The organism is Fusobacterium mortiferum ATCC 9817 (assembly GCF_000158195.2).
Classification (GTDB): domain Bacteria; phylum Fusobacteriota; class Fusobacteriia; order Fusobacteriales; family Fusobacteriaceae; genus Fusobacterium_A; species Fusobacterium_A mortiferum.
Genome location: NZ_GL987991.1, coordinates 213,721 through 238,201 on the forward strand (window position 1 = coordinate 213,721; position 24,481 = coordinate 238,201).

At 27.5% G+C, this 24,481-nt stretch carries 48 protein-coding genes, 2 tRNA genes and 1 pseudogene; 29 read left to right on the forward strand and 22 right to left on the reverse strand.

Annotated features, from left to right (window positions below; all coding sequences use genetic code 11):
- Positions 1-108: 108 nt before the first annotated feature.
- From FMAG_RS07640 to FMAG_RS13835, 17 genes are all read right to left on the reverse strand, one after another.
- A complete protein-coding gene (locus FMAG_RS07640) occupies positions 109-354 on the reverse strand; it encodes a hypothetical protein (RefSeq protein WP_005885613.1) in 246 nt (81 codons plus the stop codon).
- On the reverse strand, positions 323-748 hold the full coding sequence (locus tag FMAG_RS07645; RefSeq protein ID WP_005885614.1) for a hypothetical protein: 426 nt from the start codon (positions 746-748) through the stop codon (positions 323-325). The genes FMAG_RS07640 and FMAG_RS07645 overlap by 32 nt, the downstream gene beginning before the upstream one ends.
- Positions 749-982 carry a hypothetical protein gene (locus tag FMAG_RS07650; RefSeq protein ID WP_005885615.1) on the reverse strand — a complete coding sequence of 78 codons (234 nt, stop codon included), beginning with the start codon at positions 980-982 and terminating at the stop codon, positions 749-751. It lies immediately after the preceding gene.
- 110 nt (positions 983-1,092) lie between these two features.
- On the reverse strand, positions 1,093-1,347 hold the full coding sequence (locus FMAG_RS07655) for a hypothetical protein (protein WP_005885618.1): 255 nt from the start codon (positions 1,345-1,347) through the stop codon (positions 1,093-1,095).
- Positions 1,347-1,541, reverse strand: a complete 195-nt coding sequence (locus FMAG_RS07660) for a hypothetical protein (protein WP_005885620.1) — start codon at positions 1,539-1,541, stop codon at positions 1,347-1,349. The genes FMAG_RS07655 and FMAG_RS07660 overlap by 1 nt, the downstream gene beginning before the upstream one ends.
- 166 nt (positions 1,542-1,707) lie before the next feature.
- Positions 1,708-2,379, reverse strand: a complete 672-nt coding sequence (locus FMAG_RS13335; RefSeq protein ID WP_005885622.1) for a Rha family transcriptional regulator — start codon at positions 2,377-2,379, stop codon at positions 1,708-1,710.
- Between the two features lie 123 nt (positions 2,380-2,502).
- Positions 2,503-2,679, reverse strand: a complete 177-nt coding sequence (locus FMAG_RS13680; RefSeq protein ID WP_005885624.1) for a hypothetical protein — start codon at positions 2,677-2,679, stop codon at positions 2,503-2,505.
- A gap of 147 nt (positions 2,680-2,826) precedes the next feature.
- The gene (locus tag FMAG_RS07670) at positions 2,827-3,099 is read right to left on the reverse strand and encodes a type II toxin-antitoxin system YafQ family toxin (protein WP_005885626.1); all 273 of its coding nucleotides are present in this window, start codon (positions 3,097-3,099) and stop codon (positions 2,827-2,829) included.
- A gap of 5 nt (positions 3,100-3,104) precedes the next feature.
- The gene (locus FMAG_RS07675) at positions 3,105-3,386 is read right to left on the reverse strand and encodes a type II toxin-antitoxin system RelB/DinJ family antitoxin (protein WP_005885408.1); all 282 of its coding nucleotides are present in this window, start codon (positions 3,384-3,386) and stop codon (positions 3,105-3,107) included.
- 111 nt (positions 3,387-3,497) lie between these two features.
- Positions 3,498-3,641, reverse strand: coding sequence for a hypothetical protein (locus tag FMAG_RS13830; protein WP_187073666.1), 144 nt, complete (start codon positions 3,639-3,641; stop codon positions 3,498-3,500).
- A 149-nt stretch (positions 3,642-3,790) separates the two neighbouring features.
- Positions 3,791-4,792 (reverse strand): recombinase RecT, encoded by a 1,002-nt coding sequence (locus FMAG_RS07680; RefSeq protein ID WP_005885629.1) that lies wholly within the window; start codon positions 4,790-4,792, stop codon positions 3,791-3,793.
- Positions 4,792-5,229, reverse strand: a complete 438-nt coding sequence (locus tag FMAG_RS07685) for a hypothetical protein (protein ID WP_005885631.1) — start codon at positions 5,227-5,229, stop codon at positions 4,792-4,794. Before FMAG_RS07685 ends, FMAG_RS07680 begins: the two co-directional genes overlap by 1 nt.
- Complete coding sequence (locus tag FMAG_RS07690; protein ID WP_005885634.1) at positions 5,229-5,468, reverse strand: hypothetical protein; 240 nt, start codon at positions 5,466-5,468, stop codon at positions 5,229-5,231. Before FMAG_RS07690 ends, FMAG_RS07685 begins: the two co-directional genes overlap by 1 nt.
- Positions 5,468-6,565, reverse strand: a complete 1,098-nt coding sequence (locus tag FMAG_RS07695; RefSeq protein ID WP_005885637.1) for a YqaJ viral recombinase family protein — start codon at positions 6,563-6,565, stop codon at positions 5,468-5,470. Before FMAG_RS07695 ends, FMAG_RS07690 begins: the two co-directional genes overlap by 1 nt.
- A gap of 150 nt (positions 6,566-6,715) precedes the next feature.
- A complete protein-coding gene (locus tag FMAG_RS07700; protein ID WP_005885639.1) occupies positions 6,716-6,979 on the reverse strand; it encodes a hypothetical protein in 264 nt (87 codons plus the stop codon).
- Entirely contained in the window at positions 6,964-7,086 is a 123-nt protein-coding gene (locus FMAG_RS14125) for a hypothetical protein (protein ID WP_005885641.1), read from the reverse strand. The genes FMAG_RS07700 and FMAG_RS14125 overlap by 16 nt, the downstream gene beginning before the upstream one ends.
- Positions 7,083-7,220 carry a hypothetical protein gene (locus FMAG_RS13835; RefSeq protein ID WP_005885643.1) on the reverse strand — a complete coding sequence of 46 codons (138 nt, stop codon included), beginning with the start codon at positions 7,218-7,220 and terminating at the stop codon, positions 7,083-7,085. Before FMAG_RS13835 ends, FMAG_RS14125 begins: the two co-directional genes overlap by 4 nt.
- 302 nt (positions 7,221-7,522) lie before the next feature.
- Here FMAG_RS13835 and FMAG_RS07705 point away from each other — a divergent pair, with 302 nt between their 5' ends.
- The 6 genes from FMAG_RS07705 (at position 7,523) to FMAG_RS07730 (ending at position 10,272) form a co-directional block, all read left to right on the forward strand.
- A complete protein-coding gene (locus FMAG_RS07705) occupies positions 7,523-7,963 on the forward strand; it encodes a helix-turn-helix domain-containing protein (RefSeq protein ID WP_005885645.1) in 441 nt (146 codons plus the stop codon).
- 8 nt (positions 7,964-7,971) lie between these two features.
- Positions 7,972-8,397: an ImmA/IrrE family metallo-endopeptidase gene (locus FMAG_RS07710; RefSeq protein ID WP_040493883.1), complete on the forward strand. Its 426-nt coding sequence runs from the start codon at positions 7,972-7,974 to the stop codon at positions 8,395-8,397.
- 21 nt (positions 8,398-8,418) lie between these two features.
- Positions 8,419-8,781, forward strand: coding sequence for a YHYH domain-containing protein (locus tag FMAG_RS07715; protein WP_005885648.1), 363 nt, complete (start codon positions 8,419-8,421; stop codon positions 8,779-8,781).
- 159 nt (positions 8,782-8,940) lie between these two features.
- Positions 8,941-9,168: a helix-turn-helix domain-containing protein gene (locus tag FMAG_RS07720; RefSeq protein ID WP_005885650.1), complete on the forward strand. Its 228-nt coding sequence runs from the start codon at positions 8,941-8,943 to the stop codon at positions 9,166-9,168.
- 116 nt (positions 9,169-9,284) lie between these two features.
- Positions 9,285-9,776, forward strand: coding sequence for a hypothetical protein (locus FMAG_RS13340; RefSeq protein WP_005885652.1), 492 nt, complete (start codon positions 9,285-9,287; stop codon positions 9,774-9,776).
- A 163-nt stretch (positions 9,777-9,939) separates the two neighbouring features.
- Positions 9,940-10,272, forward strand: coding sequence for a hypothetical protein (locus FMAG_RS07730; RefSeq protein WP_005885654.1), 333 nt, complete (start codon positions 9,940-9,942; stop codon positions 10,270-10,272).
- Here the strand turns inward: FMAG_RS07730 and FMAG_RS07735 are convergent.
- Entirely contained in the window at positions 10,267-10,860 is a 594-nt protein-coding gene (locus FMAG_RS07735; RefSeq protein ID WP_005885656.1) for a hypothetical protein, read from the reverse strand. The genes FMAG_RS07730 and FMAG_RS07735 overlap by 6 nt on opposite strands.
- Positions 10,861-10,959: 99 nt before the next feature.
- Positions 10,960-11,142: a hypothetical protein gene (locus FMAG_RS07740; RefSeq protein WP_005885387.1), complete on the reverse strand. Its 183-nt coding sequence runs from the start codon at positions 11,140-11,142 to the stop codon at positions 10,960-10,962.
- A 71-nt stretch (positions 11,143-11,213) separates the two neighbouring features.
- Here FMAG_RS07740 and FMAG_RS13685 point away from each other — a divergent pair, with 71 nt between their 5' ends.
- Positions 11,214-11,372 carry a BC1881 family protein gene (locus FMAG_RS13685; protein ID WP_005885659.1) on the forward strand — a complete coding sequence of 53 codons (159 nt, stop codon included), beginning with the start codon at positions 11,214-11,216 and terminating at the stop codon, positions 11,370-11,372.
- Here FMAG_RS13685 and FMAG_RS07745 read toward each other — a convergent pair.
- A complete protein-coding gene (locus FMAG_RS07745) occupies positions 11,369-11,635 on the reverse strand; it encodes a KTSC domain-containing protein (protein ID WP_005885661.1) in 267 nt (88 codons plus the stop codon). The genes FMAG_RS13685 and FMAG_RS07745 overlap by 4 nt on opposite strands.
- Before the next feature lie 57 nt (positions 11,636-11,692).
- Here FMAG_RS07745 and FMAG_RS07750 point away from each other — a divergent pair.
- The 15 genes from FMAG_RS07750 to FMAG_RS13350 all read left to right on the forward strand — a co-directional run bounded on the left by FMAG_RS07750 (position 11,693) and on the right by FMAG_RS13350 (position 17,785).
- Positions 11,693-11,778, forward strand: a tRNA-Ser gene (locus FMAG_RS07750).
- Between the two features lie 4 nt (positions 11,779-11,782).
- Positions 11,783-11,853: transfer RNA gene (locus tag FMAG_RS13690), tRNA-OTHER, on the forward strand.
- A 493-nt stretch (positions 11,854-12,346) separates the two neighbouring features.
- Positions 12,347-13,180: a helix-turn-helix domain-containing protein gene (locus FMAG_RS13345; RefSeq protein ID WP_005885663.1), complete on the forward strand. Its 834-nt coding sequence runs from the start codon at positions 12,347-12,349 to the stop codon at positions 13,178-13,180.
- A gap of 13 nt (positions 13,181-13,193) precedes the next feature.
- On the forward strand, positions 13,194-13,979 hold the full coding sequence (locus FMAG_RS07760) for an ATP-binding protein (RefSeq protein WP_005885664.1): 786 nt from the start codon (positions 13,194-13,196) through the stop codon (positions 13,977-13,979).
- 11 nt (positions 13,980-13,990) lie between these two features.
- Positions 13,991-14,266, forward strand: a complete 276-nt coding sequence (locus FMAG_RS07765) for a nucleoside triphosphate pyrophosphohydrolase family protein (protein WP_005885665.1) — start codon at positions 13,991-13,993, stop codon at positions 14,264-14,266.
- A gap of 76 nt (positions 14,267-14,342) precedes the next feature.
- Entirely contained in the window at positions 14,343-14,519 is a 177-nt protein-coding gene (locus tag FMAG_RS13840; protein ID WP_187073667.1) for a hypothetical protein, read from the forward strand.
- Between the two features lie 128 nt (positions 14,520-14,647).
- Positions 14,648-15,046 carry a hypothetical protein gene (locus tag FMAG_RS07770; RefSeq protein ID WP_005885666.1) on the forward strand — a complete coding sequence of 133 codons (399 nt, stop codon included), beginning with the start codon at positions 14,648-14,650 and terminating at the stop codon, positions 15,044-15,046.
- Positions 15,047-15,049: 3 nt separating this feature from the next.
- Positions 15,050-15,202 (forward strand): hypothetical protein, encoded by a 153-nt coding sequence (locus tag FMAG_RS13845; RefSeq protein ID WP_005885667.1) that lies wholly within the window; start codon positions 15,050-15,052, stop codon positions 15,200-15,202.
- Positions 15,199-15,552, forward strand: coding sequence for a VRR-NUC domain-containing protein (locus tag FMAG_RS07775; RefSeq protein WP_005885668.1), 354 nt, complete (start codon positions 15,199-15,201; stop codon positions 15,550-15,552). The genes FMAG_RS13845 and FMAG_RS07775 overlap by 4 nt, the downstream gene beginning before the upstream one ends.
- Before the next feature lie 24 nt (positions 15,553-15,576).
- On the forward strand, positions 15,577-15,882 hold the full coding sequence (locus FMAG_RS07780) for a helix-turn-helix transcriptional regulator (protein WP_005885669.1): 306 nt from the start codon (positions 15,577-15,579) through the stop codon (positions 15,880-15,882).
- A complete protein-coding gene (locus FMAG_RS07785; protein WP_005885672.1) occupies positions 15,875-16,162 on the forward strand; it encodes a hypothetical protein in 288 nt (95 codons plus the stop codon). The genes FMAG_RS07780 and FMAG_RS07785 overlap by 8 nt, the downstream gene beginning before the upstream one ends.
- On the forward strand, positions 16,137-16,292 hold the full coding sequence (locus tag FMAG_RS13850) for a hypothetical protein (protein WP_005885673.1): 156 nt from the start codon (positions 16,137-16,139) through the stop codon (positions 16,290-16,292). The genes FMAG_RS07785 and FMAG_RS13850 overlap by 26 nt, the downstream gene beginning before the upstream one ends.
- A gap of 115 nt (positions 16,293-16,407) precedes the next feature.
- The gene (locus tag FMAG_RS13855) at positions 16,408-16,581 is read left to right on the forward strand and encodes a hypothetical protein (protein WP_005885674.1); all 174 of its coding nucleotides are present in this window, start codon (positions 16,408-16,410) and stop codon (positions 16,579-16,581) included.
- A 123-nt stretch (positions 16,582-16,704) separates the two neighbouring features.
- Complete coding sequence (locus FMAG_RS07790; RefSeq protein ID WP_005885675.1) at positions 16,705-16,995, forward strand: hypothetical protein; 291 nt, start codon at positions 16,705-16,707, stop codon at positions 16,993-16,995.
- A gap of 1 nt (position 16,996) precedes the next feature.
- Positions 16,997-17,785: a hypothetical protein gene (locus FMAG_RS13350; RefSeq protein WP_005885676.1), complete on the forward strand. Its 789-nt coding sequence runs from the start codon at positions 16,997-16,999 to the stop codon at positions 17,783-17,785.
- A 175-nt stretch (positions 17,786-17,960) separates the two neighbouring features.
- On the opposite strand, the gene FMAG_RS13860 is transcribed toward FMAG_RS13350, so the two are convergent.
- Both FMAG_RS13860 and FMAG_RS07805 read right to left on the reverse strand, forming a co-directional pair.
- Positions 17,961-18,131, reverse strand: a complete 171-nt coding sequence (locus tag FMAG_RS13860) for a hypothetical protein (protein ID WP_005885677.1) — start codon at positions 18,129-18,131, stop codon at positions 17,961-17,963.
- Positions 18,132-18,144: 13 nt separating this feature from the next.
- On the reverse strand, positions 18,145-18,477 hold the full coding sequence (locus FMAG_RS07805) for a hypothetical protein (protein WP_005885678.1): 333 nt from the start codon (positions 18,475-18,477) through the stop codon (positions 18,145-18,147).
- Between the two features lie 193 nt (positions 18,478-18,670).
- Here FMAG_RS07805 and FMAG_RS07810 point away from each other — a divergent pair, with 193 nt between their 5' ends.
- From FMAG_RS07810 to FMAG_RS07835, 7 genes and pseudogenes are all read left to right on the forward strand, one after another.
- Entirely contained in the window at positions 18,671-19,066 is a 396-nt protein-coding gene (locus FMAG_RS07810) for a hypothetical protein (RefSeq protein ID WP_005885679.1), read from the forward strand.
- A gap of 152 nt (positions 19,067-19,218) precedes the next feature.
- Positions 19,219-19,836: a helix-turn-helix domain-containing protein gene (locus FMAG_RS07815; RefSeq protein ID WP_005885680.1), complete on the forward strand. Its 618-nt coding sequence runs from the start codon at positions 19,219-19,221 to the stop codon at positions 19,834-19,836.
- Entirely contained in the window at positions 19,817-21,169 is a 1,353-nt protein-coding gene (locus FMAG_RS07820) for a PBSX family phage terminase large subunit (RefSeq protein ID WP_390798671.1), read from the forward strand. Before FMAG_RS07815 ends, FMAG_RS07820 begins: the two co-directional genes overlap by 20 nt.
- A gap of 54 nt (positions 21,170-21,223) precedes the next feature.
- Positions 21,224-23,311, forward strand: coding sequence for a phage portal protein family protein (locus tag FMAG_RS07825; protein ID WP_390887208.1), 2,088 nt, complete (start codon positions 21,224-21,226; stop codon positions 23,309-23,311).
- On the forward strand, positions 23,302-23,847 hold the full coding sequence (locus tag FMAG_RS13355; RefSeq protein WP_005885686.1) for a phage virion morphogenesis protein: 546 nt from the start codon (positions 23,302-23,304) through the stop codon (positions 23,845-23,847). Before FMAG_RS07825 ends, FMAG_RS13355 begins: the two co-directional genes overlap by 10 nt.
- Before the next feature lie 108 nt (positions 23,848-23,955).
- Positions 23,956-24,120, forward strand: coding sequence for a hypothetical protein (locus tag FMAG_RS13865; RefSeq protein ID WP_005885688.1), 165 nt, complete (start codon positions 23,956-23,958; stop codon positions 24,118-24,120).
- Positions 24,101-24,481: pseudogene (locus FMAG_RS07835) on the forward strand (hypothetical protein); the annotation flags it as partial. The gene FMAG_RS13865 and the pseudogene FMAG_RS07835, both read left to right, overlap by 20 nt.

Consider the following 24,481-nt stretch of genomic DNA (forward strand, 5'->3'; position numbering starts at 1 on the left):
TTACTTCTTATAATCATTTTCTTACCTCCTATCCTAAAACAATTATAATATCAACTGGCTTTTCACTGTCTATTCCCTTGTAAATTTCTACTATCATATTTATTCCTCCTAAGCCCCAAGTATTCTTTTGAAAAGTCCTCTATGCTTTAAGCTATAATTCTCAGCTTTCAACTGCTCAATCTCTCTTTGAAGTTTATGCTCTCTTTCTCTATGCTGTCTTAGTAATATTCTCATTTCCTTATATTTATCTATCCAACTTTCATTAAGGAACTGTTGTTCTGCTATTATGAAATGTAATTTAGCTATTTCAACTCTATACTTATTAATTTCTCTTTTCTTTGCTTGTTTGCTCATATAACCAACTCCTAATTTTATCGAATAAAGATTTTTTCTTATTTTGAGATATAACATTTTCTTTATCTTCAGATTTAAAATTTATAGAAAAATAAACTTTATATAATCTTCCATTATCATTGAAACTATTGTATGTTATATAATATTCTTCAAATTCAATAGAATTAACCTCTTTTTTCAGTCTATCCAAAATATCATCGTCAACACTTTTTATATCTTTGTCATAGACTGATACACTATAATTTTCTTCTCCTGTTTTTATGTACCATTCTTCCATATGTTCTTTTTTATTTTTTATCTCCTCACAAATACTAGCTATAAAAAACTTTATATCAATTTCTCTATTTTTCAATTCTTCCTCTAAATACTTTTTTCTTTTCTCTTTTAAAGTCATTTATAACCACCCAAGTTCTTTGTAAGCTTCTTTTAATTGCTTTGGTATAATTTTTTCTTTTGTTAATGTTTCTAAAACTGTATCACATATATAAATGAAATATACAGTAAGAATGTCTTTGTGAATGGATACAAATCTTTTCCATTCCTCATCACAGTAATCATAACCTAAATAATCGTTTGAAACATCTTTTGTAAAATCAGCAGGGCTTAAATTTTCTTTTAAATAATTCACTAAATCAAAAGGTTTTTCAATAACTTCTTTAAATCCTAAACTTTTTAAAAATAAATTAATCTCATCTAAGTTGTTAAAAAAAGCTGTAATAGTATTGCTAGTTATGATATCTACACATATACATTTTTCTTTTGTTCATTATAACCAAAGTAAATTTCAGCAATAGCCCCTAAATTGTTAGCTAATTTAATTTCTTCGCCTGTAAAATATATTTTTTCTTCTACTAATTCCAAGCAATTAACAAAAACAACAATTTCTTCAATTCCGTCTTTTATAATGCAGCTTTCATTATTATTTTTAAATTCTTTCAAAATATATTCTTTAGTACTATTTTTTATTTTTACTCTATCTCCTATTTGAAACATTAATATTCCTCCTTAATAACTCTTCCTTTGAATACTTCCCAGTTTTCTTCTCTAATTCTTATTCTATTTCTTACAGCAAATATCCAAGTTCCAGCCATAAAATATATTGATATATTATTATCCAATCTATATCCTCTTTTCTTTTTCAAGATATTATTTCTATACTTTTCTAAGTTATCTATATTAAATTTCACTCTATTTCCTCCAATAAAAAAATCCCCAGTAAATTAATACTGAGGATTAATAATTATTCTTCTTCTATTTTTTCTATTTTGGGTATATCAACTTTAACTATCGGAACTTCAACTTCTATTTTAGGTACTTCAACATCAATTTTTGGAACTATGATTTTTTCCATAATTATATCATCTGTAATTGAGTATTCTCTATTCTTAGTTGATATGGTTCTATCCAATTAAAAATATATGGCATAACTGTTAGGTAATCTTTATATTTTAGTTCCACTAGACTATCAATACCAAATCTTGATTGAATATCCTTTACTAATTCTTTCTTTAATCTTAGTTTGAAAGTTCTATTTGATATACCTGTACTTTTCATTCTTCTAAGAACTGTTTCAGTAATCTGTTCTTTTACAACTTCAACTTGGCTCCACGTCATAGGTATTTGATTTAACTCATTCTCTAGCTTTTGAATTTTAGTAAGTAACTCTCTATTCTCAATAAACTCTTGATGATAAATTAATTTTTCCATCTCTTCAAATCTATTGATATAAGCAACATTCAAATCAAAAGCTTTCTCTACTGCTGAACTATATCCTCCTATCAGTTGAGCTATTCCTTTTTTAGTGATTAGATAGTTTCTATAAGTTCTAAAATTTCCATTTACTTTATAATAACTTGGAATATAGAACTCTTTTATGAGGGCGGAACTTTCCGCTTTCGTGAATTTTCCTACATAATTATCAATTTTCTCTAATAAATCCTTATGTAATACTCCTAATTCTTCTGCTACTCTGTTACTTGTTGTAACCAAGATACCATCTACTTTTTCAACCACTACATTAAACATTTTAATATATCCTCCTAAAAACGTTTGATTTTATGGAGTTAATGCAGTATAATATGATTGGCTAGGTCGTATTATACGGCTAACTCCTGTTGGAACTCGTAAGGGAACTGACAGGAGATTTTTTTATTTCTTTTTTCTTATAATGATTTCTTGAGTATCCTCATTTACTTCGATTTCTATTTCTCTTTCTTCTTGGTTAACTCCAATTTTATCAAGAAATGTTTTTGGGATATTAAGTTTTGGAGAAATACTACCAGAACCACTTTTAAAGAAAGAAACTTTTAAAATCCTTTTTTCCATAAAGTTCTCCTTTGTCGTTCTGTTATAATTCTATCACAAGACAGAACGACAGTCAAGATATTTTTATTATACTCCACTAGCTCCATAAATCTGTTTTTAGGTAAATAAAAACCTCAGAGTTATTTTTCTGAGGTTTAATTGCATTATTTAAAATAAATCACTATGAGTTCCTGTTCTTGATAAAGTTAGGATTAATTTATTTTTTTCAATTTTATATATTAATAACCAATCAGGACGAATATGGCACTCCATGTATCCTATATAATTTCCAATTAATTGATGATTTCTATACTTAGCTGGTAACACTTCTTCATTTGCTAATTTTTCAACGACTTCTTGAAGAAGCTTGAGATTATATCCCCTTTTTTTTAAAAGTTTATAATCTTTATCAAAAGCACTAGTAGTTATGATTTCTAACATTAACTTTAATCCTCCTTATCAAGAGCATCAAAAAGTTCTTTGGTATTTTTATAAGTAGGACGTTTTACTTTTCCATTGATAATATCTTCTGTTTCTTGAATAGCTTTTATAGTTTCAACATTATAGTTTTCTATTCTTGCCTCAAATGGTAATCCACCTGTTCTAAGCATAGATTTGACAAACATATTAAAAGCTGTTGACATATTTAAACCTAACTCATTACATAACTCATTAAAGGCTTTTTTATCTTCATCATCTAATCTTACATTGATAACTGATACTCCCATTTTCAAACCTCCTTAATATCTTTTATATATTAATTATACATATAATAGATAATAAAGTCAAGGTTATTATTTTCCTCAGTATTATTTACTTGCCAATGTCCAATAATTATCCTATACTAATCTAGCTTGTATCTGTGTAATATGTAGATACTTGCTACCAACTCTCTTTTTAATCTCAAGCCTATTTCCCCATTTTTCTATTAAACTTGGAATCATAGCTCTAAATCTTCCTCTAGTATGGAAGTTTTCTCTCATTACTATATATACACAAAGCTCTCCTTCATACTCTCCAAGTTCTCTTACTTCTGCTATATATTGAGGTTTAAGTTCATGGTCATATTTAAAACTAGTCTTTTTAATATCAACATATTAATCCTCCTATAAGGAAGAGGGAGAACTCCCTTTTATTCCTCCATCTTTCTATCTATCTCTTTATCTATCCATTCTTGAATAGTTGCTACATCTGTTTTTGTCATATTATCAAAATCTATCTTTAATTCTTTTTTTACTTCTTTTTTCAAATCTATCTTGAGTATATCTGAATTTCTAAGAAGTTCTAGTCTATCTTCATCAGTTGCTGGAATATCAGTTATAACTTCAATATCCTCTCCTGTGTTATCTGCAAATTGTCCTATTATAGTTCCATCATCTTCTACTTCTTTAACTACTAGTCCATCTGTTTGAAGAGCTTTTTGAACTTCAACAGATAAAGCTCCAAATTTACTAAGATTTAATTTCAATACTGTTTTCAATGCCATAGCATCAAAATTTTTACTCCAGTTAGACATTGTATATCCTTTTCTTAAATCATATTGATATGACTGACTATACTTTTCAGCATGATTTTTTACCTGGCCAACTGTCATAAAAAGAGTGTTTCTAAAACCATTGTTGAACTCTATATAAGAAGCATACCCAACTGTCTTAGCTTCTAATCTTTTATCTAAGTCTTCTATAAATTTAAGATTTAATTCTCCAGTAAGAATGTTATATCCTTGGATTTCTCCTTCTTTTATTTCTATTGCATTGATATATTTATACTCTCCACTTCTAAGGGCTAACTGTATATACCCTTTATATCCCATTTGAAATTGTGCAAGTGTTCCTTTGTTTTTATCATTGTATGGTACTATATATGCAAATCCTAAATTTTTCTCTATTGGAAGATTTAGAACTGCCGAAGCAATAGCAGCATTTATAATACTTTGAGGGTCTGCCTGTTGTAGTTGAGGTGTACCCTCAACTACTTGTATTATTGCCATCATAAAGTGGCCAGCTCTTTCTCCTAATAAAGATTTAAGTTGTTTTTTTATAGCTTGAGTTGCCAACATACTTTTTAAAGCTGGAACTCCTACATTACTTTGAATATCATCTTTTGGTACTAAATCATTTTTCACTTTTGCCATTAATTTTCAACTCCTTTTTCTTTTAATATACCTTTTTCTTTTAACAATTCTGCTATTTCCAATAAATTCCTACTTACAAAATATTTTCTTTGAACTTTTGAAAAATCAATAGTACATCTTCCACTATCATTTATTCCTTTAAAACAAGCTATCATTGAGCTTATACTCATTAATTTTGGTTTATTATACAGTATCTTCCACAACTGTTTTTCAAAAGCAAATTTTTCAGAAAATCTACACTTTAGAAGTTCAATTTTATCCTTTCTTGTTAGTTTAAAAGCGCTGTGAATATTTCTTTTTATTACATAACCATCATTTATTACATAACCATCATCAAAAGTTAAATTAAATTTTCGTTTAGTTAAAGCTATCTTTTGCCCTTTTTTTCTAAACAAATATATTTCTCTTGGTGTCTTTCTACTGTTATATGCTCTCATTAAATCACCTCAAAATGATATATGGTATTTTCAGTTGCTATTGAGATAAGTTCTTCAACTATTTCAACACTTTTTATTTTAGAAGTTGATAGAGTTTCATTTGAATTTACTTTTTCAAATATTCCTCTTTCTCCTATTACAGCTCTAGTTATTTTAAAAACTTTTCCAACTTGCATTCTAGCTGGTGTTACGTAATTTGATTTCAATTCTATAACTTGTTCCAATTTTGCTGTTGTCATTATGCCACCTCTTTAATTATTTTATTTTCAGGAAGTTCTTTTAGATTAAATCTCTTAGCACCTCTTGAATCTACTTTCCAAGTCGCTAAGTATCTTCCATTAATTAATAAGCTTTCTGTTTCTAGTTCTATCATTTTCTTTTGAATTTTCGCTTTTGTTAAATCTAAGTCAGTATCTATATCTTTAATTTCTTTAGATATTAGCTTTTTAGTATCATTCATTGAGAAATAAGCTTCCATTTCTTTATCTTCTATTTTTATTAATGGGATTTTTTCATACTTATTCTCAAATCCTTGAAACTCTTGCTTTAGGAACTCACATTCAGCTGGACAACCATTTAGTTCAGGTTCTATATTTTCATCAAGACACTTTTGAAATCTCTTAGTAAGTTCATAAGCTAAAGATATTAATTTATCATTTCTTTCTATCTCATAAACTCGAGTAAATCTATTATCTACAAATCCTACTAGGAATCCTTTATTTTTTCCTAATACTGCAAGTTGTTGCTGGACTTGAGCAAAATATTTATTAGGAACTTCCTCTCTTTCCCATTCATATGAAGTGAAACTATTACCTGTCTTTAGTTCCACTGGGAACCATTCTCCATCAATCTTTACCCAACTATCAGGAGTACAACTCCATAATGGATATATTGGATTTCCTACTACTTGATTTCCTTTTCTAGTTGCTTCAACCTTTAGACCAAACTCTTTTTCAAAGAGTACTGGAAGATGAGCAATTATAAAATCCTCTGCATAGTGTCCAAACTCCATAGCTATTTGAGAGTTAAAGGATATATCACGACTGTATATTCCTTTTCTCTCTGCCCACATCAAATATGGAGAAGTATATCTATCTGGTTGGTCTATTAGCTTTTGTCTAAAAGCATTATCTACAACTAAGATTGATGTGTCTGTTGCCCCTATTCTTCTATGATTTAACCATTCTCCATCGCCACTACATTCTCCAGCAAATAATACTTCACTAGTATGTAATGTATTCTCTTCTATAAATTTTTCTAATTCTGCTTTTCTCATTTTGCTATATCCACTAAGTCCCATTGACTTAGCTTTTTCTTTTAACTCTTTTACAGTCATCAAGACCACCTCTTTTTAAGTTTTAGAAGCAACTTCCAAAGTTTTTGGAAGCTACCCTTAAAACTCAAATTACTTATCCATCATTACTCCAATAAGCCACATAAAAGCACTTATTAGAATTATTTCAATTATTCCTATCATCTTTACCCCTTAACAAGCTATTTGTTCCCATTTTTTTGCTATTTCATTCTCTTCTTTATATTCTTTACTATGACTTTTTTTCTCTTCTTCAATCCATCTTGTAATAGTTCTTATTGCTTTGTCTAAAACCTCTTCCCAAGTATTAGCTTGGTATCTATCTCCCATTACATATACTGTTGGTTTTCCCTCTTCAACTGTTAAATTAATATCTTCATCAGAATTTTCATTGTATTTTCTTGATAAAAATATTAAGTTTGTTATTTTAGATTCCATTCTTCTTCCTCCTCATCTTCCTTATAACTTAAAGCAGTCTTGAATGTATCAAACTCTTTTATAAATATTCCTATTATTCCAGCAAATATTAATAAATTAACTATCATTTTCCCTCCCTAATATTTTCATTGATTTTCTTTTCTACTTCTTCCAACTCTTCTGTATCAACTTCAATCTTTGGTACTTCTACTTTGATTTCAGTAATCTCTACAATTATCTTTGGAATTTTTATCTTTTCCATTATTCCTCCCTTGACAGTTCAAGGGGAAACTTGATATAATTTTTATATGTGGATGTCAAGTTCCCACCAAGAACTTTTCATCTTGAGAGTAGTGTTGCAGCACTACTCTTTTTTTATTTTTCTTACTCTGTTTTACAGAGTGAATTATTTAAAAATATAAAGATATCGCTTTTTTATGATATCTCTTAAAATTATTATACTCTGTTTTTCAGAGAAAGTCAATAAATTTATTAAAAATTATCGTATTTTTATATAAAATAGAGTATAATACTCTTATAAACAGAGTGAAAGGAGCAATTAAAATGGAAAATTTTGCTTTATTAATAAAAAAATTCAGAGAGGATAGAGGACTTTCACAAAAACAATTAGCAGAAAAAGCTGGAATAGGTTCTGGAACTATTGGAGATATTGAAAGAGGAGATAGAAAAGGAAAAATTTCTACATTAGATAAAATTTCTAAAGCTCTGAATTTAACTAAAGAAGAAAGAGATAGATTAGATAATGCTTTTATGGGAAGAAATATTACTTCTTCTTCAATTGACCCTAGAGTTGAAATCTTAAATAAAAAAGAAAAAAATCAATATGAAAAAACTATGAATGAAGCAGCTCTGTTTTTTAATGATGAAAACATTTCAGAAGAAGATAAACAAAAATTATTATTAGCTATGAATGAAATGTTTTTTATGAGTAAACAAATAAATAAAGAGAAATATGCCAAAAAGTCTGACAAAGATAAAAAGTAGTGATGAGTATGGACATAAGAAGAAGGGTTGTAAATTTAGAAAAAAAATATGGGACTAGAAATCCGTATAAGTTATGCAAAATAATGAAAATAAATATTTTGTATATGGATTTAGGGAATATAAAGGGGATTTATAAAAAAGTAATTACTAATAAATTTATAGTAATTAATGAAAATTTAGATAAGTTTTGTCAAAAAGTTGTATTATCTCATGAACTTGGACATGCTATATTACATCATTCTAAAGAGATACAAGCATTAAAAGATTATGACTTATTTCCACAATTTAGTAACCAGATAGAAGTAGAAGCTAATACATTTGCTGCTGAATTATTGATAGATGATGATTTTGACAATGATGAGTACATAGAAAATCCTAGTATTGATATTAGAATATTAGAGCAATTAAAAGAATTAAAATATAGAAAAAAATAAATTAATAAATTGGGGGATTTAATGAATAAAAAAATTTTGATATTTTTTATATTTAGTACATTTTTATTTTCACATCCTGGAAGGTTAGATTCTAATGGTGGGCATTGGAATAGAAAAACAGGAACTTATCATTATCATAGAGTTAGACCTATTAGTTATTCTACTTCAACTACTATTTCAACATCAACAAAACCTAAAAAAACTATTGTAAAAAAGAAACAAGTATTAATGAAAGAAGATGAAATTTATACTCGCTTACTTTGGCTTGGATTTTCAGGAGAAAATGCAATAAAAAATTTTCAAAAAGCAAATAATTTAACTCCAGATGGAATAGCTGGTCCTAAAACTATAAAATTACTTAAAGATTTAACAAAATATTATTAACTTATAACTAATAATAAAAAACAATAAATTTTATACTACACCAAAAATCTTAGATACCTAAGATGGATGATGTAGTTTTTTTATTTGTAAAAAATTAATAATATAGTTGACTTACTCTGATAATCAGAGTATAATATAAAAAAGTTTTGGAGGTTAAAATTGAATATTATTAATCAAGAAGAAGATATTTCTTTAAAAATTTCTTCTAAATTAGAATATTTAATGAAAATTAATAAAGTAAAAGCAAAAGACTTATCAGATTTTATTGGTATTACTGAGGTTAATTTTTCAAGAATCAGAAATCGTTTAAAAGAAGGAAAATTTCCAACTTTTACATTCATAGCTGGTGTTTCTAAATATTTTGATACAAATTTTTTTGAAAAATAAACTCTGTAATTCAGAGTAGAACATTGGGAATTTAATAGGTGTGATTGTGAATATAGCTTGATTTTTATCAAGACATAAGTTATACTTTTAGTAGTAAAATATGGGAGGGATAATTTATGAAAAAGATAGTTATTGTTAGTTTTCTTTTAGTTACAACTTTATTACAAGCTGGATATTATAGAAAAGGAGAAAAACCAACAGATAGTTCTTCAGATAAACCAGTAGTTGTTGGAGGAGGTTTTTCTTTTAAAGGAGAGAAGGGAGAAGTTGCTTCTGAAAACAAAGCAAAAAAGGTTGAAGCAAGCTCAAATTTTCTTCATCCAATGGATTTTAAAAATACAGATGAGCAAAAACAACAAGTTATAAATTATATTAAAGTTCAAACTAAAAAATCGTTAGAAATGATAGATTCTTATAATAATATATTAGCAAGAGAAATGGAACAACAAGAATTAAATAGCTTTAAAGCTCTTACTCAAGCTAAAGACAGACAAGTAATGGATAATCTAATAAAACAATTAAAAAGTATAAATAGTCTTAATTATATTTTATTGAAAGAAATGTATGACCAAGAAATGATGGCTAGTAGTCAAGAATTAACTTGGTAAAAAATTTAGTAGTTATATTTAGAATCACACCTATTAAAAGGGTGTGATTTTTTATTGCCAAATAAAAGGAGGGATATGAAAGAGAAAAAAAGTATTGAATATCAAAAGGCCATAGAAAAGCTTGGAGTTGCTATTAAAAAGAAAAACTTTTAAAGGAGGAATTATGGAATTAAATGAAAAGAATTTAGATCCAATGAAATTTTCTTTTTCTTCAAGGTATAAAACAATTGAAGAGTTTATGGTTCTTAATTCTATTCTTATTTCTTTATGCCAAGAAATACAGAAATTATATTATGAAGACTATGATTTTATGGATTTTATTTATGAAAGACAAAACACTTCTAAAGAATATAAAAAACAGTATTTCAAACAACTTCTTATAAAAAAATTAGAAATTGAAAAAGATATGCATGATATTTCAATAAAACTAGGTGTATTTCAAAAGTATATTGCAGGAAAAGGCTGGAAATATTTTGATGATGTAGAAGACTTATAAGTCACTTAATATTCCTCTGTCTTTATCATCAATATCATCAAATCTATCTTCTAGTTCATTGTTTAGATATTCTTTTAAATATTTTTTTAGAGGTAAGGAACTTTGAAGCAAGGATTTAAGCTTTATCTTTTTTATTGTAAATAATAAATCAATATTTAGATTTATTTCATTACTAATTTCTTTAAAATTTTTTAACTCTTGGTCTTTAAATATAATAAATATTTTAGATACTATAAAAGGTTGTAAATAAAATGAACTTTTAAATAAAGGAAAAGTTTTATCTAAAGAAGTATGGGTATAATCTATTCCTATGGTTGATTCAGTTATTTGCCTTACTGGATTAAATTTATTCTTACCTAAAGTTAAAAAAATATTATTTATATTTATTGGTTTTTCAGAAACTATATTTAAATATAAAATAAAACCTTTATCATAATGATTATATGTTTCACAAAATACTTTTAAATAATTTATTTTTTTATCATTATAAATTTTAATTAATCCTTTTATTAAAATAAAGAAAAAAGTACAAAGGTTAGTAATTATTAAAATAATATCAAAAGTTGTTTTCGATTGAAAACTAATCATTTTTATCCCTCCTTTCCATAAATATTATAGGCAAATATATTATAACTTTTTGGAGGGATAAAAACAATAAAAGAATAAATAGAGAGCTTTTATAGCTCTCTACTCCACTACTATAAACTTAACAATATATTTAAGGTTTATCCAAATAGTATTGTTCTCAGTTTTAAATTCTATGAAGTCTTCTACTTGAGAAAGGATAGTTCCCTTATAAGTAGGAAACAAAGTTCCATTTTGAACTGTAATAAAAAGTGTTTTATCTTTGAATTTTTCAAATAAAGTCATTATATCAACCTCCATATTTAGAGTATATATTATCGGAGGAATAAAGGCAAGTAGAAAAGAAAGGAGAACTAATGAAGGAAAAGGAAAATGAATTAAAAAAATTTAAAACTTATGAGTTAGTTGAAGAACTTAACAAAAGAGAAGGAGTAGAAAAAATATATATAGAGCCATATCAAGAAAGTGAAATTAAAGTAGAAGGTCCTATGATTATTCTAAAAGTAATTGATTAAAGTTTTTTATATCTGTAATTTCCTTTTTTTATATAGGTATCCAAATATCTACCCACAGAACTTGCAGATAATAAGCCATTATAATGTCTTTCAGGAACATTATAGTAAATATAAGTTGAGTTATTAAGAAATTTTACATACAGATTTTTATTTATTTCATCATAACCAACTGAATGTACATTTGAAGAAGAAACTTTATGCATTGTTATCATTATATCACTTACTCCTTTGGCTATTTTTCTACTCCACATAAAGTATATCATAAAAATAGCTCTCTTTGAAATAACTTATATACACGGAACCGCACATGCGGTACTTATGGAGATATTGCCTAATGGTATGGCGGTAGATTGCTAATCTACCGAGTTAATAGTTCTTATGGGTTCGAGTCCCATTATCTTCGCCATTATGGGAATGTAGTTTAATGGAAAAACTTAAAAACTAAGGTTATAAAATGTTGGTTCAAGTCCAGCCGTTCCCTTTTCATAAAACTTTCCCCCTGAATACAGTTGGCAGAGCTGTAAAACTGCCATAAATAAAAAAAGACCCCGTAGGGTATGAGGTCAGAATTATCTGTACTTTCTCACTAACCATACAATAATGAGAATGAGTAATCCACCTAGAAGAATTACTCCACCATCAAGATTGATAGTTAGATTTTGAATTGTTACAGTCATTTCTGTACCTCCTTGATAAATTGTTTGTCTGCCTTGTTCAAGGGCAGAATAAAAGCTCTAATAAAAATATTAGAGCCTCCATTCTGAACTTAAACAAACAACTTATCAAGTACCCATACGGGTTTCTAGGTACTTTAATTATAACAAAATAATATCAAAAAGTCAAAGATAGTTTTTATTTTATATCTGTTCATCATTTCCAAGCCACTAGGTCATAAGGACTTAGGAAATGGTGGATATTTATAAAATAAAAATAAATGAGGACCTAGTGGCATAGTTCCTCAAAGGAGGATAAAGATGAGTAATAGTATTAAAGATGGAAGCTATATTAATATACAAAGTTTTATGGTTACAGAACTAGAACTAAAAGGAAATGAACTTTTAGTTTATGCTATTATATATGGTTTTTCACAGACTAATGGAACATACTTCAGTGGAAGTACTCAATATCTAGCTGATTGGACTAATAGTACAAGGCAAGGAATAATGAAAAATTTAAAATCTTTAATAGATAAAGGGCTTATAGAAAAAGTTGGAGAAAATCAACAAGTAAATTATTATAAAGCTCTTAGACCTGTAAACAAAGTTAACCAGTCAACTGAGTTAACACGTAAACAAAGTTTACAGGGTGCTAAACAAAGTTTACAGGAAGAGGTAACTGAGTTTACAGGTACATGTAAACAAAGTTTACACAGTAATATATATAATAAACTAGATAATAATATAAATAATAATAGTAGTAGTGTTGATGAATCAACTCAACCACAACACCTTGAAGAAAAAGCTATTGAATTTAGAAATGATATTATAGAACTAAAAGACATCATAATAAATTCAACTGGAGAGAATCCACAAACAGTGGATATGGTATTTAAACCTGTTATGTATAGGGATATAATAAAACCTTTACTTGCTAAGATAAAAGCTAGTAAGTTTTTAATGGGAGAAAAGGACATAAAACCTAAACTATATACTTTTGTTAGACAAGATAGAATCAATGAAATTTTAGCTGGACTTTATGATGACTTTGAAAAAAAGAAAACTGTTGAAGTAATACCTGTTGAAAATTTAAAAGATAAAGCTAGAAGAGAAAAAGAGCAAGAAGAGTTTGAGAGAATGTTAGGATTATAAAGGGGAATAAAAAATGGAAATAATGGGAAATAAAGTGCCTGTATGTAAATATTGTGGAAAAGAATATATTGAGAATAAAGATATTCCAGCTAATTTTCCAGAGTTCATAAGAGAAGCTATGAGATATAGACCAGCTTGTAATTGTGAGGAAAAACAAGAGAAGAAAAGGAGAGAAGAGCAAGAGAAAGAAAGACAAAGACAATGCTTGATGAATAAAGTCAAGAGATATAAGGACATATCTGTTATAGACAAAAAGTTCTTAGATAGCAGATTTGACAACGCAGATATGGCTGACAAGCATATGGCTATGGCAAAAAAATATGCTGAGAACTTTATCAAGTATGGAACTGCTGAAGGAGGTATCTTGCTATATGGTGGAGTAGGAACAGGAAAAACATATGCTACTGCTTGTATTTGTAATGAACTAATGAGTAATGGAAAAACAGTATTAGTTATGAACTTAGGCTTATACTATTTGAAACTCAGAAGAGAATGGGCAGAGGCTGAGAATGATGTTCTTAACTATGTCAAGACTTGTGATTTGTTGGTTATAGATGACTTAGGAACTGAAAATGTATCAGAGTTTACAAAAGAAAAGATGTTCAACCTGATAGATACAAGATATAGAGCTAATAAACCTATGCTTATAACAACTAACTTGACTCCAGATGAGATAAGAGAAAAACTTGGAAGTAGAATAGCAGATAGAATAGCTGGAAGTTGTCTTGAGTATGAAGTCAAAGGAGAATCTAAAAGAAAATTTGATAAAAAAGCATTTGCTGAATGGTTGACTGCTTAGGGGAGGAATATATGATTAAATATAATCCAGAGATAGAGATCTTACTAAAAAATCAAAGTGCTGAAGTTAATAAGACAATAGTAATAGAGGAACTGACGGAGTTACAAAAAGAAATTTGCAAAGATTTAAGAGGGTACAATAGGAGAATTGAAATCAAAGAAGAAATGGCAGATGTTTATATCTGCCTACAACTTCTGAAAGAGATTTATAACTTCTCTGATGAAGACCTTGAGAAAATGTATAAAAGAAAAATGATGAGGAACTTAGAGAGGATAGAGGTAGAGTAGATGACAGATGAAGAGTTTGAAAATTTAAAAGCAGGAAAAATTTTTAAAATGGGAAAATAAAAAAATAATAGTAAAATTGGCAGAAACAGACACAAGTTGTAAAGGTTGTATATTTTACCATTCTAAAAATTATAGTGGGTCGTTATGTGTTGCATTAGAAAAAATCGGGGCTATACCCGAGTGTGATATACTATTCAGAAAAGACGGTAACAGCGTCGTATTTGTAGAGGTAGAAGATGAAAAAACAAAGTAAGAAAAGAATCTTAAGACTTCCAGTTAAAGAGGTGGTTATATGAAATTGGGTTAGGAATACTTGTACTTGTAAGTTTTTACTATGGGATAATACACCCCAAAAATAAATAAAAAATGAGAGGAGAAATTATGGATAACAGAAGAGATATATTGAAATCTGAAATTACTGAACTTCAAGAAAGATTAGGAATAAAAGTAATTACTACTAGAAATTTAAAATCTATAGAGGAGTGTAGAAAGGCTTTTGTTGAAATAACTAAACACTATGCCTCTATTTCTCAAGGCAAATTAGTTAATCCAGGATTAGATACTGAAGTTGATATTCTAAGAAAAAAAGTTAAAGTATTGCAAGAAGAGAAAGCAGAATTAGAAAAAACTAATCAAGCATATTCTAATGATATAAAAATACTTCAAAATACAACTAAAAATTTAAGAGAGGATAGAGAGGACTTAATAGAAAAGAATAATATCCTTTATTCTGTAATAGATAAACTAAATAATAAAAAGTGGTGGCAGTTTTGGAGGTAAGAAATGAAAAATGGAATAAAATCTAATAAATGTGTAACTTGTAAGCATTGTCTATATCCAGAAGGGAATGATAAAGCTTATTGCGGTCAACGTGGAGATTATATTGATGAACAATATCCAAGCTGTGAAGGATATCAGGAGGTAGAAACTAGATGAGAGAAACAAATATTCAATCAACTATAATTAGATATTTAGCAATCCTTGAAACTCAAGGAAAACTATTTTTTAATAGAACTAATAATATTCCTCCAGTAAATAAAGATAGTAAAGGGAAGGTAATAGGTTTTAGAAAATTACCAACTGGAGCAAAGAAAGGTATTCCTGATATATGGGTAATTATCAATGGAAAAACTATAGGTTTGGAAGTTAAGACACCTACGGGAAAACAAAGTAAGGAGCAAAAAGAAATTCAGGAAAAATTTATAAAAAATGGTGCTGACTATTATGTAGTTAGAAGTTATGAGGAAGTTAAGAACATACTAAATAAGTATTTAAAGAGTGCATAGGAAAAAAGGGAGGGAATACTTAATATGAGTTCTCAAATGAGCTTCAAAGATTTTCTAAATGGCGACTCTGTATTCTCTCATAGGGAAGAGAGCGAACTCTTACAAGCTAAGAAAAAGATTAAAGATTTCTTTTTAAATAATATTTTTGAGATTAATTTAAGTAAAAGAGAAAGGGAAGTCTATTATTTAAAAAATAAAAAGTATTTAACACATACTGAAATAGCAAAAAGGCTAGGAATTACAAGAAAAACAAGTAGAAATATTTTAAGTAATGCAAATAAGAAAATTTTAAAAATTAGTAAAAAATTTCAGGAGTATAAAAATGAGTGATACTAAAATTAATAAGATTGATTATAAAGATGAAAATATTTATAACTCTCTTAATTTAGAAATAATATACAATTCTCTTGAAGATGAAGAAGAACTAATTTTTTTTAATATAGAAGAGAGAATTATTTTCAATAAATATATGATGTATCTTAATTATTTAGAGGCAAATAATCTCATCAAGTTAAAAATATATGAATCATGTATAAACAAAATTAGAAAGATTAAAATAATCAAATTAAAAGAAGGTGTTGAAAATGAGAATGAGAGTAACAGGAGTTAATGGAGATGAAATATTATTAATGAGTACACCTAGAGGAACAGCAGTAGAAATTGGAAAGAAAATCTCTTTTCTCCCAATGGAAATAAACAAAGCTAAAGAATTTTTAAGAAAGATAGGTTTAATAAAATAGCATATTTCCTAAAGGTATTTTTGGAGTGAATGGAGTATAATAAAAAAATATCTTGACAGTCAGTCACTAACGTGATATTATAAAAATATGTTAGTGATTAACGAGGAGGAATACTGTGGAAAAGAGGACAGCAAATGTATCTTTTTCTAAAAGCGGTAATGGGATAGGAGCCAGAATAATATTATCTGTTCCCCTTTTAAAAAAGCTTGGAATAACTCAAGAGAACAGAGAAGTTGAAGTTATTTATGATGAAGAAAAGCAAACCATTACAATAAAGAAAAAGATATAAAAAAATCCCCTTAACAATCCACTAACATGAACTGATAAGGGGTTTTTGTAGTACAATAAGTACCGTAGCAAGTATATTGTACTACATTAACTCCAAAAATACAAGTTTTTAGGAGGAAAAAATATGCTAAGTGAACAATCAAGAGGAGTAATTGAGTTTATTGATGAGTGTAGAGCTCAAGGTATGATAAAAGATGAATTATACCTAAAAGAAGAAGAGATGTGGAGAACTTTATCAGATTTAGAAGTAGTAATGAAAAGAAGTCCAGAGGATAGAGCACTATACTGGAAACTTGAAACATTAATATCTGAAGCTATCGTTCTTGTAAAAGATACTTACTTTGAGTATGGAGAAAACTTTGAAAGCACTCAAATGAATAAACTCATAGCAAAGGTAAATAAGGAGGCAATGTAGTATGAATGATTTGATGGTAAGAGAGAAAAAAGAAGAAATAACAAGTCTTGAACTTGTAGAACAGATAAATGTATTTAGAAAACAAGAAGGAAAGAAAACAGAATTACAACATTTTAATTTGTTGGCTGTAATCCGTGATGAATTTGAAGAAGAAATTAACGCCCTAAAAATTCAAGCCGTTGAATATAGAGATAAAAAGGGAGAATTAAGACCTATGTATATATTAACTCTTAACCAAGCTAAACAAGTTTTAATGAGAGAAAGTAAATTTGTAAGAAAAGCAGTTATACACTATATAGAAGAATTAGAAAAACAACTTGGAACAATAGTTAGTTATGAAGACAGATTAAAACTAGGCTTATTTTCAAAAGACCCTGAAGTTGTAGCTCGTTCTCATAAAGCTTTACTAGAATTAGAGTTAAAACCTTTAAAAGAAGAAATTGAGAAAAAGACAAAAGAAATAGAGTATAAAGAAGATGTAATTATTGGCTTAACTGATAAAATTGATTTAATGGATATGAGACAAATTTTAAATACAGTAGTTAGATATAAAGGAGCTAACTATCAAGAAAGATGGAGATTATTGTATTTTGAATTTGAAAAGAAATATCATCTTGATTTGAAAAGAAGAATAAATAGTTACAATAAAAATCATAAACCCAAACTGAAAAATAAGTTAGATTATATTGATATAGAAATGAAAAAACTTCCTCAATTATATGAAATAGCTTGTAAATTATTTGAAGGCGATATTAATCAAATAGTAGAAAATTATAAAAAAGTATGTTAATAAAAAAATCCTCAGTTATTACTGGAGATTTTTTTATTTTATTTACTTGTTGCACCTTTACCCCAAAGATATCCTAAACTTAATGTAATAAAGTTAGAAAAAATTTGAATATAATTAGTTATCTCAGCATCTTTATTAAGACAATAAAAAACTATATTTGTAATAATAAGTAGTATTAAAGTAAAAGAAAAGAGTGTACATAAAAAAAAGTTTTATTTATTATTAACAATTCTTTTTCATGTTTATGTTCTTCTTTTTTTATATCTAGTCCTTGGCTTCTACTTTGATTTCCTTTTATTTTATCATTACTGAAATTTTCAGTTTTAGAACTTTTATTAGAATTCATTTTGCTAACCTCTTTATATTTCTATATAAAAATTATATATTAATTTTACTTTAAATGGTTCTAATTCAGCAATCTTAAAGATAAATAAAAATCCCATATTTTTATTTTTATCTAGAGCAAAATTATCGTTTTTTAAATACATATTTCCAATAGAAGAAGAATTAATATATATTTTTCTCAAAGTATTGTCTTCTGAAAATTCTTCTCTAAAATTTCCATCTATTTTCTCATCTGTAATTTCTATATTAACTTTTAAGTTAGAACTAATATCAAATTGAATATTTTTGTTAAAATAAGAAATTCCTGATTTTAATTCTCTATATTTGTTATCTGTTATAATATTCATTATATTTCCTCCTTAAATTATCCCTTTTATAGTATATACAATTTATTTTTTTTAATCAAGAAAATATTTAATTAATAAGAAAAAAATAATAGTAAGAATTTATTATATTTTTAATAAAAGTATAAAAATAAAAAAGAAAATTAGTATTTATGATAGTATAAAATGATATATCATAAAAATATGGAGGAAGATTATGAATTTTAGACTAAAATTTTACACTGAAACACGTCCATATCCAGAAGGAACATATGTTAATTTTAAATTTATTGAAGATGGCTGGAATATACATTGTGAAGTAACCCCTACATTAGAAGAATTAAGAAAATGTTTTCCAAACGGAGAAATGGATAGTCCTTATGAAGAGGAAGATAATTATGGATTAAAAAACATCTTAGAACATATGGGTTGTTTTTATTATCCTAATAATATTGGAAATATAATTGGAAAAATTTGGGAAAAAATAAAAGATTATCAAGAAAAACAAGTAGAATATGAATTTATTCAAGAGAATATAGATAAAGATTTTGAGAAGTTAGAAAAACTTTTGAAAAAGATTTATGATGTTGAATGTGAAATTATAGAACAATAGTAAAGAGAAGTGTTTGATATATAATTAAAATTTTTATAGAGAATCATTAATTTGATTCTCTTTTTTTATATATTTTTGAAAATGTCCTAAGATTTTTTGGGACATTTTTTTATTAGTGTAGAAGAAAATTAAAAAGGAGGTGTTAAGATGATGTGACTAACTATCAATTAGCTGAAAAAGATTATAAAGCTGGAATGAAATATAAAGAGATAGCTCAAAAATATGGAGTTACTCTCAATACAGTAAAGAGTTGGAAAACTAGATATTGGAATGATGAAAAAAAGAAAAAAGTGTGCACACCTAATAAAAAAAGTATGCATACAAAAAAGGTTAAAGAAATTGCAAAAGAAATGATAATAGCTGGTGCTAGTATTAGTGAAACAGTGGAACAAACTGGAATACCTAGAGCAACTGTAGGAAGATGGAGTTCAGAGTACAATCTCCAAGCTAAACAACTAGAGTTTTTAAAAGAATTTAGAGATAAGCAAAGAGAAAGAATATTACAAAACAAAACCAAAAGATTAGAAATCAATGAAGAAGCTTTAAAGGCTATCTACTATGAAGTAATGAATTGGAAAGAGAATGGAAAAATTTCTAAAGCACTTATGGAAAAACTAATTATGAATGAAGAATTAGAACAGTTAATATTAGGCTTGGATAGAATAGAAAGATTAGAAAAATTAGAAATAGAGAGAGCTAAAAATAAAACTGAAAAAACTGAAGATAAAAAACCTATCTTTATAGCAGGTGGTGGAGAACTTGAGGACTAATATTTCAAGTAATTCTGAATATGTTTATCTCCCTGATATTGTAGGAAAAAGATATGCAACATTTTGGAATTTTAAAGGAAGATACAGAATAGTAAAAGGTGGAAGAGGAAGTAAGAAAAGTTATACCACAGCTTTATGGTATATAACTAAACTTATGGAACTTCCTGAAAGTAATTTACTAGTTGTAAGAAAAGTATTTGATACTCATAGAGGAAGTACCTTTGCTCAACTAAAAACTGCTATGAAAAGATTAAAAGTCTATCATCTATGGAAATGTACTACTTCACCAATGGAAATGACATATATACCTACTGGGCAAAAGATTATATTTAGGGGATTAGATGACCCATTAAAAATAACTTCTATTACAGTAGACGTTGGATATTTATGTTGGGCTTGGTTTGAAGAAATGTACCAAATAGAAAATGAAGATGACTTCAATAAGATAGATGTTTCTATTAGAGGAGCTGTTCCAAATCACTTATTTAAACAAATTACTTGTACTTTTAACCCTTGGTCTGAAACTCATTGGTTAAATGATAGATTCTTTAAAGGTGGAAAAGAAGATAAAGATAATCTTTTAACTAAAGGATTAGCAATTCATAAGAATACCAAGGATATATTAGCTATAACTACTAATTTTAGAGCTAATGAGTTCCTTGATGAAGCTGACCTTAATGTATTTAATCTGATGAAAGAAGAAAATCCAAGAAGATTTGAAATAGAAGGAAATGGTAATTGGGGAATATGTGAGGGAACTGTCTTTTATAGGTGGGAAGTATTAAACTTTGATATTAATACTCTTATAAAAACTGGTAAATATCTAACTTGTATAGGACTTGACTATGGTTTTACAAATGACCCTACTGCTTTAATAGTTAGCTTAGTAAATGAAGATGAAAAAGAAATCTATATTATAGATGAACATTATCAAACAGGTATGTTTAATGAGGATATAGTGGAACTTATTAAATATAAGGGATACTCAAAATCAGTTATAATAGCAGATTCTGCAGAAGAGAAATCTATTAAATGGATGAAGAAAAATGGAGTTCCTAGAATTAAAAGTTCTGTCAAAGGGCCAGATAGTATTATGTTTGGTATTCAATATTTACAAGGATATAAAGTCTTTATACATCCTAAGTGTAAAAACTTCATCATAGAGATAAAAAACTATGTATGGGATACAGATAAAAAAACTGGTAAATCATTAAATAAACCTATAGATAATTACAACCATTTAATAGATGCTTGGAGATATTCAATAGAACCACTATTGATTAGAAATAATGTTAATAAAGATAACTTTAAATTTATTACCAATAAAAAATAAAAGGGGGTGTAAAAAATAGAAAAAGATATAAAAAAGGCTAAAAAAGAACTACTTATATCAGGTGTAGTTAAGTTATTCCAAGAATCTAATACTTATGATGAAACTCTCAATAGTGAAAGTGTAAAAAGGATTATTAAAGATATAGATATAGCTTCAGCACTTCAAAAACTCGAAAGAGCAGTAGCAGGGAGAAAAATACTTCCTTATGCTAAAAATCCTGATATGAGTGATTTAGAAAAAGAGATTCAGCAAAGATTTTCAGGTATTAAATTCAATAGAATTATAAACCATTTAATCACAGCTAGGTATTTTGGATATAGCTGTTTTGAGATAGTCTATAATGAAGATTTTTCAATAGATACTCTTATCCCTATTCCTTATGACTATATCAATTATGATACTAGAACTAAAGAATGGGAAATAAAGGTAGGTTCAAATAAAATTCCTTTAACTAGAGAAAAATTCCTTTTATGTATACATAAGTGGAATCCAGCAAAAGTTACTGGAACAAGTATATTTGAGTGTTGTCAACAAGCTTTCTTAGATAAATCTATGTTTCAAAGACAGCTTAGAGAGATAGCTGAAAAGTATGGGGACCTTATTGTTATCTATCCATATGATGTAAATATGGAAGAAAAGGAAAGAGAAGTACTTAGAAAATCTGTTGAAAATATAAGAGGAGCTTCTAGTATAGGAGCACCTGTTGACTTTAATGAAGAGTTTGACTTAAAGAAAGTTATAGACTTTATAAAGTTATCTGACTTAGACCCTAGCATTTATACAGAGTTAGAGAATAGAGAAAAAGAAAAGCTTATTCAAAATATACTTGGTTCTACTCTCACTATGGATAATGGTGGAGGAGCTGGAAGTTATTCTTTAGGACAAGTACACCAAGATGGATTTGAGCAAGTAGTAGAAGAGATATGTAAATTTGTTACAGATTCATTATTTCAACTTTTAGAGATTGATTCTATGTTCTTTGGATATAATCCTAAAGATTTTGAATTTGTCCTTGAAAAGATATATACAGAAGCTGACAAGGTAGAACAAGAGAAAGAAAAAGAAAATTTGAAGTCAATAAAACTTGATAATATGTTGAAATTATCAAATATTGGCTATAAGCTCTCTAAAGTCTATTTAGCTGAATATTTGGGTATAGACGAAGTTTCATTCGAAGAAAGTTCTGTACCTATGCAAAATGGAATATTACGAGGTGAGTTTTCAAAAACTAATAATGTAGATGACCGACTTTTCAATACTGTTGAAGCTCAAAAGAAATTTGAGGAATATTTAAAAAAAAAATTAGATAAATTTACTGAAAATGTCGAAGAGCAAATTATAGAACAGTTAAAAAATATTGAAGAGGGAGGACAATTTACATTAAATATTGACTACTCTGAACTAGAAGATGATTTAATCTTATCTCAAGTAAGAGCATATGCAACAGCTAAAACTATTATTTCAGGATTATCTCTTGATGAGTTTGACCCTTTCAATATGCCTTTCCAAGAAGCTATTAAATCTTTTATAGATAAAACACCTATTCTTTATGAAACTATTGAAGAGATAACAGAAGAAGTAAGAGCTAATTGCTTTTGGTTAAAGAAAAGTACAGACTTAGAAATGACTTCAAGACTTTTTGAAAATATGAAAAAAAATCTTGAAAATGGTGGAACATTAAAACAATGGATAAAGGATAGTAAAGAAGCTATTGAGAAGTTAGGACTAGGAAAGCAAGGATATTATCTTGAGAATGTTTATAGAACTAATATGTTCTCACAATATAGCATAGGTAATTATAAACAACTTAAAGAAGATGAAAAGCTATTCCCTTATTGGCAATATCATGCAATAGAAGATAATAGGACAACTTCTATTTGTAGGACTTTAAATGGAAAAATATTTAAGTCTGATAATCCTTTTTGGGATATCTATTATCCACCTAACCATTATCAATGCAGAAGTACTGTAATATGTCTATCTAAAGATGATATGAAAGAGTATGGATATAAATTATCAAAGTATGATGAAACTATGACAGGAGAAGAGCTTGGAAGCTTTAAGGGAAATCCAGCTAATAAATATTGGGAAGATATGGAGAAAAGAGCTAATGAAAAACAAGGTGTATTTGTATGGGAGTAAGAACTACTAATAATACTTCAAAAAGAATAAAAGATATTATAAAAAATTGTAATGATTTAAGAGATCCTTTAAAAATAATAGCTAGAGATATGAAAAATGAAACTTTAAGAAATTTTGATAATGAAAAAAGTTATCTAGGTGTAAAGTGGAAAAAGTCAAATAGAGCTAAAAAAGATAGAGGAAAAACATTACAAGATACAGGTAGACTATATAACTCTTTTACAAGATATTCTGATAACAATGTAGCTAGAGTTGGAACTAATGTCATCTATGCTAGAGCTTTAAATAATGGACTAAAAAAAGGAGAGAATGGAACTGTCAATGCAGTAATTAGAACTCATTATAGAAGAATTAGATATAAAAAGAAAAATGGCGAATATGCAAAAAATAAGAAAAGAGTAAAAGTAAGGGCTCATGTAAGGACTATAAAAGTACCTTGGGGAGATATTCCAGGATATAAATTTTTAGGAATATCACCAAGAATGAGAATGAAATATAAAAATATACTTTTACAACATGTTTTAAAAAGGAGATAGCATGGGTAATAATATTTTAGATTTAAGTAGATGGTTTTGTATAGGACAAGGAACTTATGCTAAAGGTATTCCATGTTCATATTTTTATAGAAGAGGGAGGTAAAAAAGATGATAACACCAGTAGGATTTTTATTTCTAGGAATAGTAGGAGGAGTAACTGTAGGTTTAATTTGGGGAGTAGTTAGAGAAAGAAAAGGTAAAAATAAAAAATATATCTTTTGGGGACCTAAATTAGAGAAAAAGGAGGAGAAAAATGCCAAAAAGAATATTTAAAGCTGGTAATTATGGAGCAAAGGGAAACTATACAGTAGAAAACCTTAAAAGCTGGATAGGTAAAGAGTTCTCAATTACAGCTGGGCATATAGGAGATTGGCAAAAGAATGGCTATCCTATAACAGCTATTCCAGTCGCTGGTACTTGTAAAGTAACTGATGTAGATGAGAACGGATATTTAATAGGAGAGTTCAATTATAACTCTTTTGGAGAAAGTATTAAGAAGCAATATCCTAATCTTTCAATAGGAATAGGAAGTGATGGTAATCCTAACCATTTAGCAATATTAGGATATGCACCACCTCATTTAAAAGATTTAGATAAGTCTTTTAGTGAGTTCTCTCAAGACTTAACTTCAATA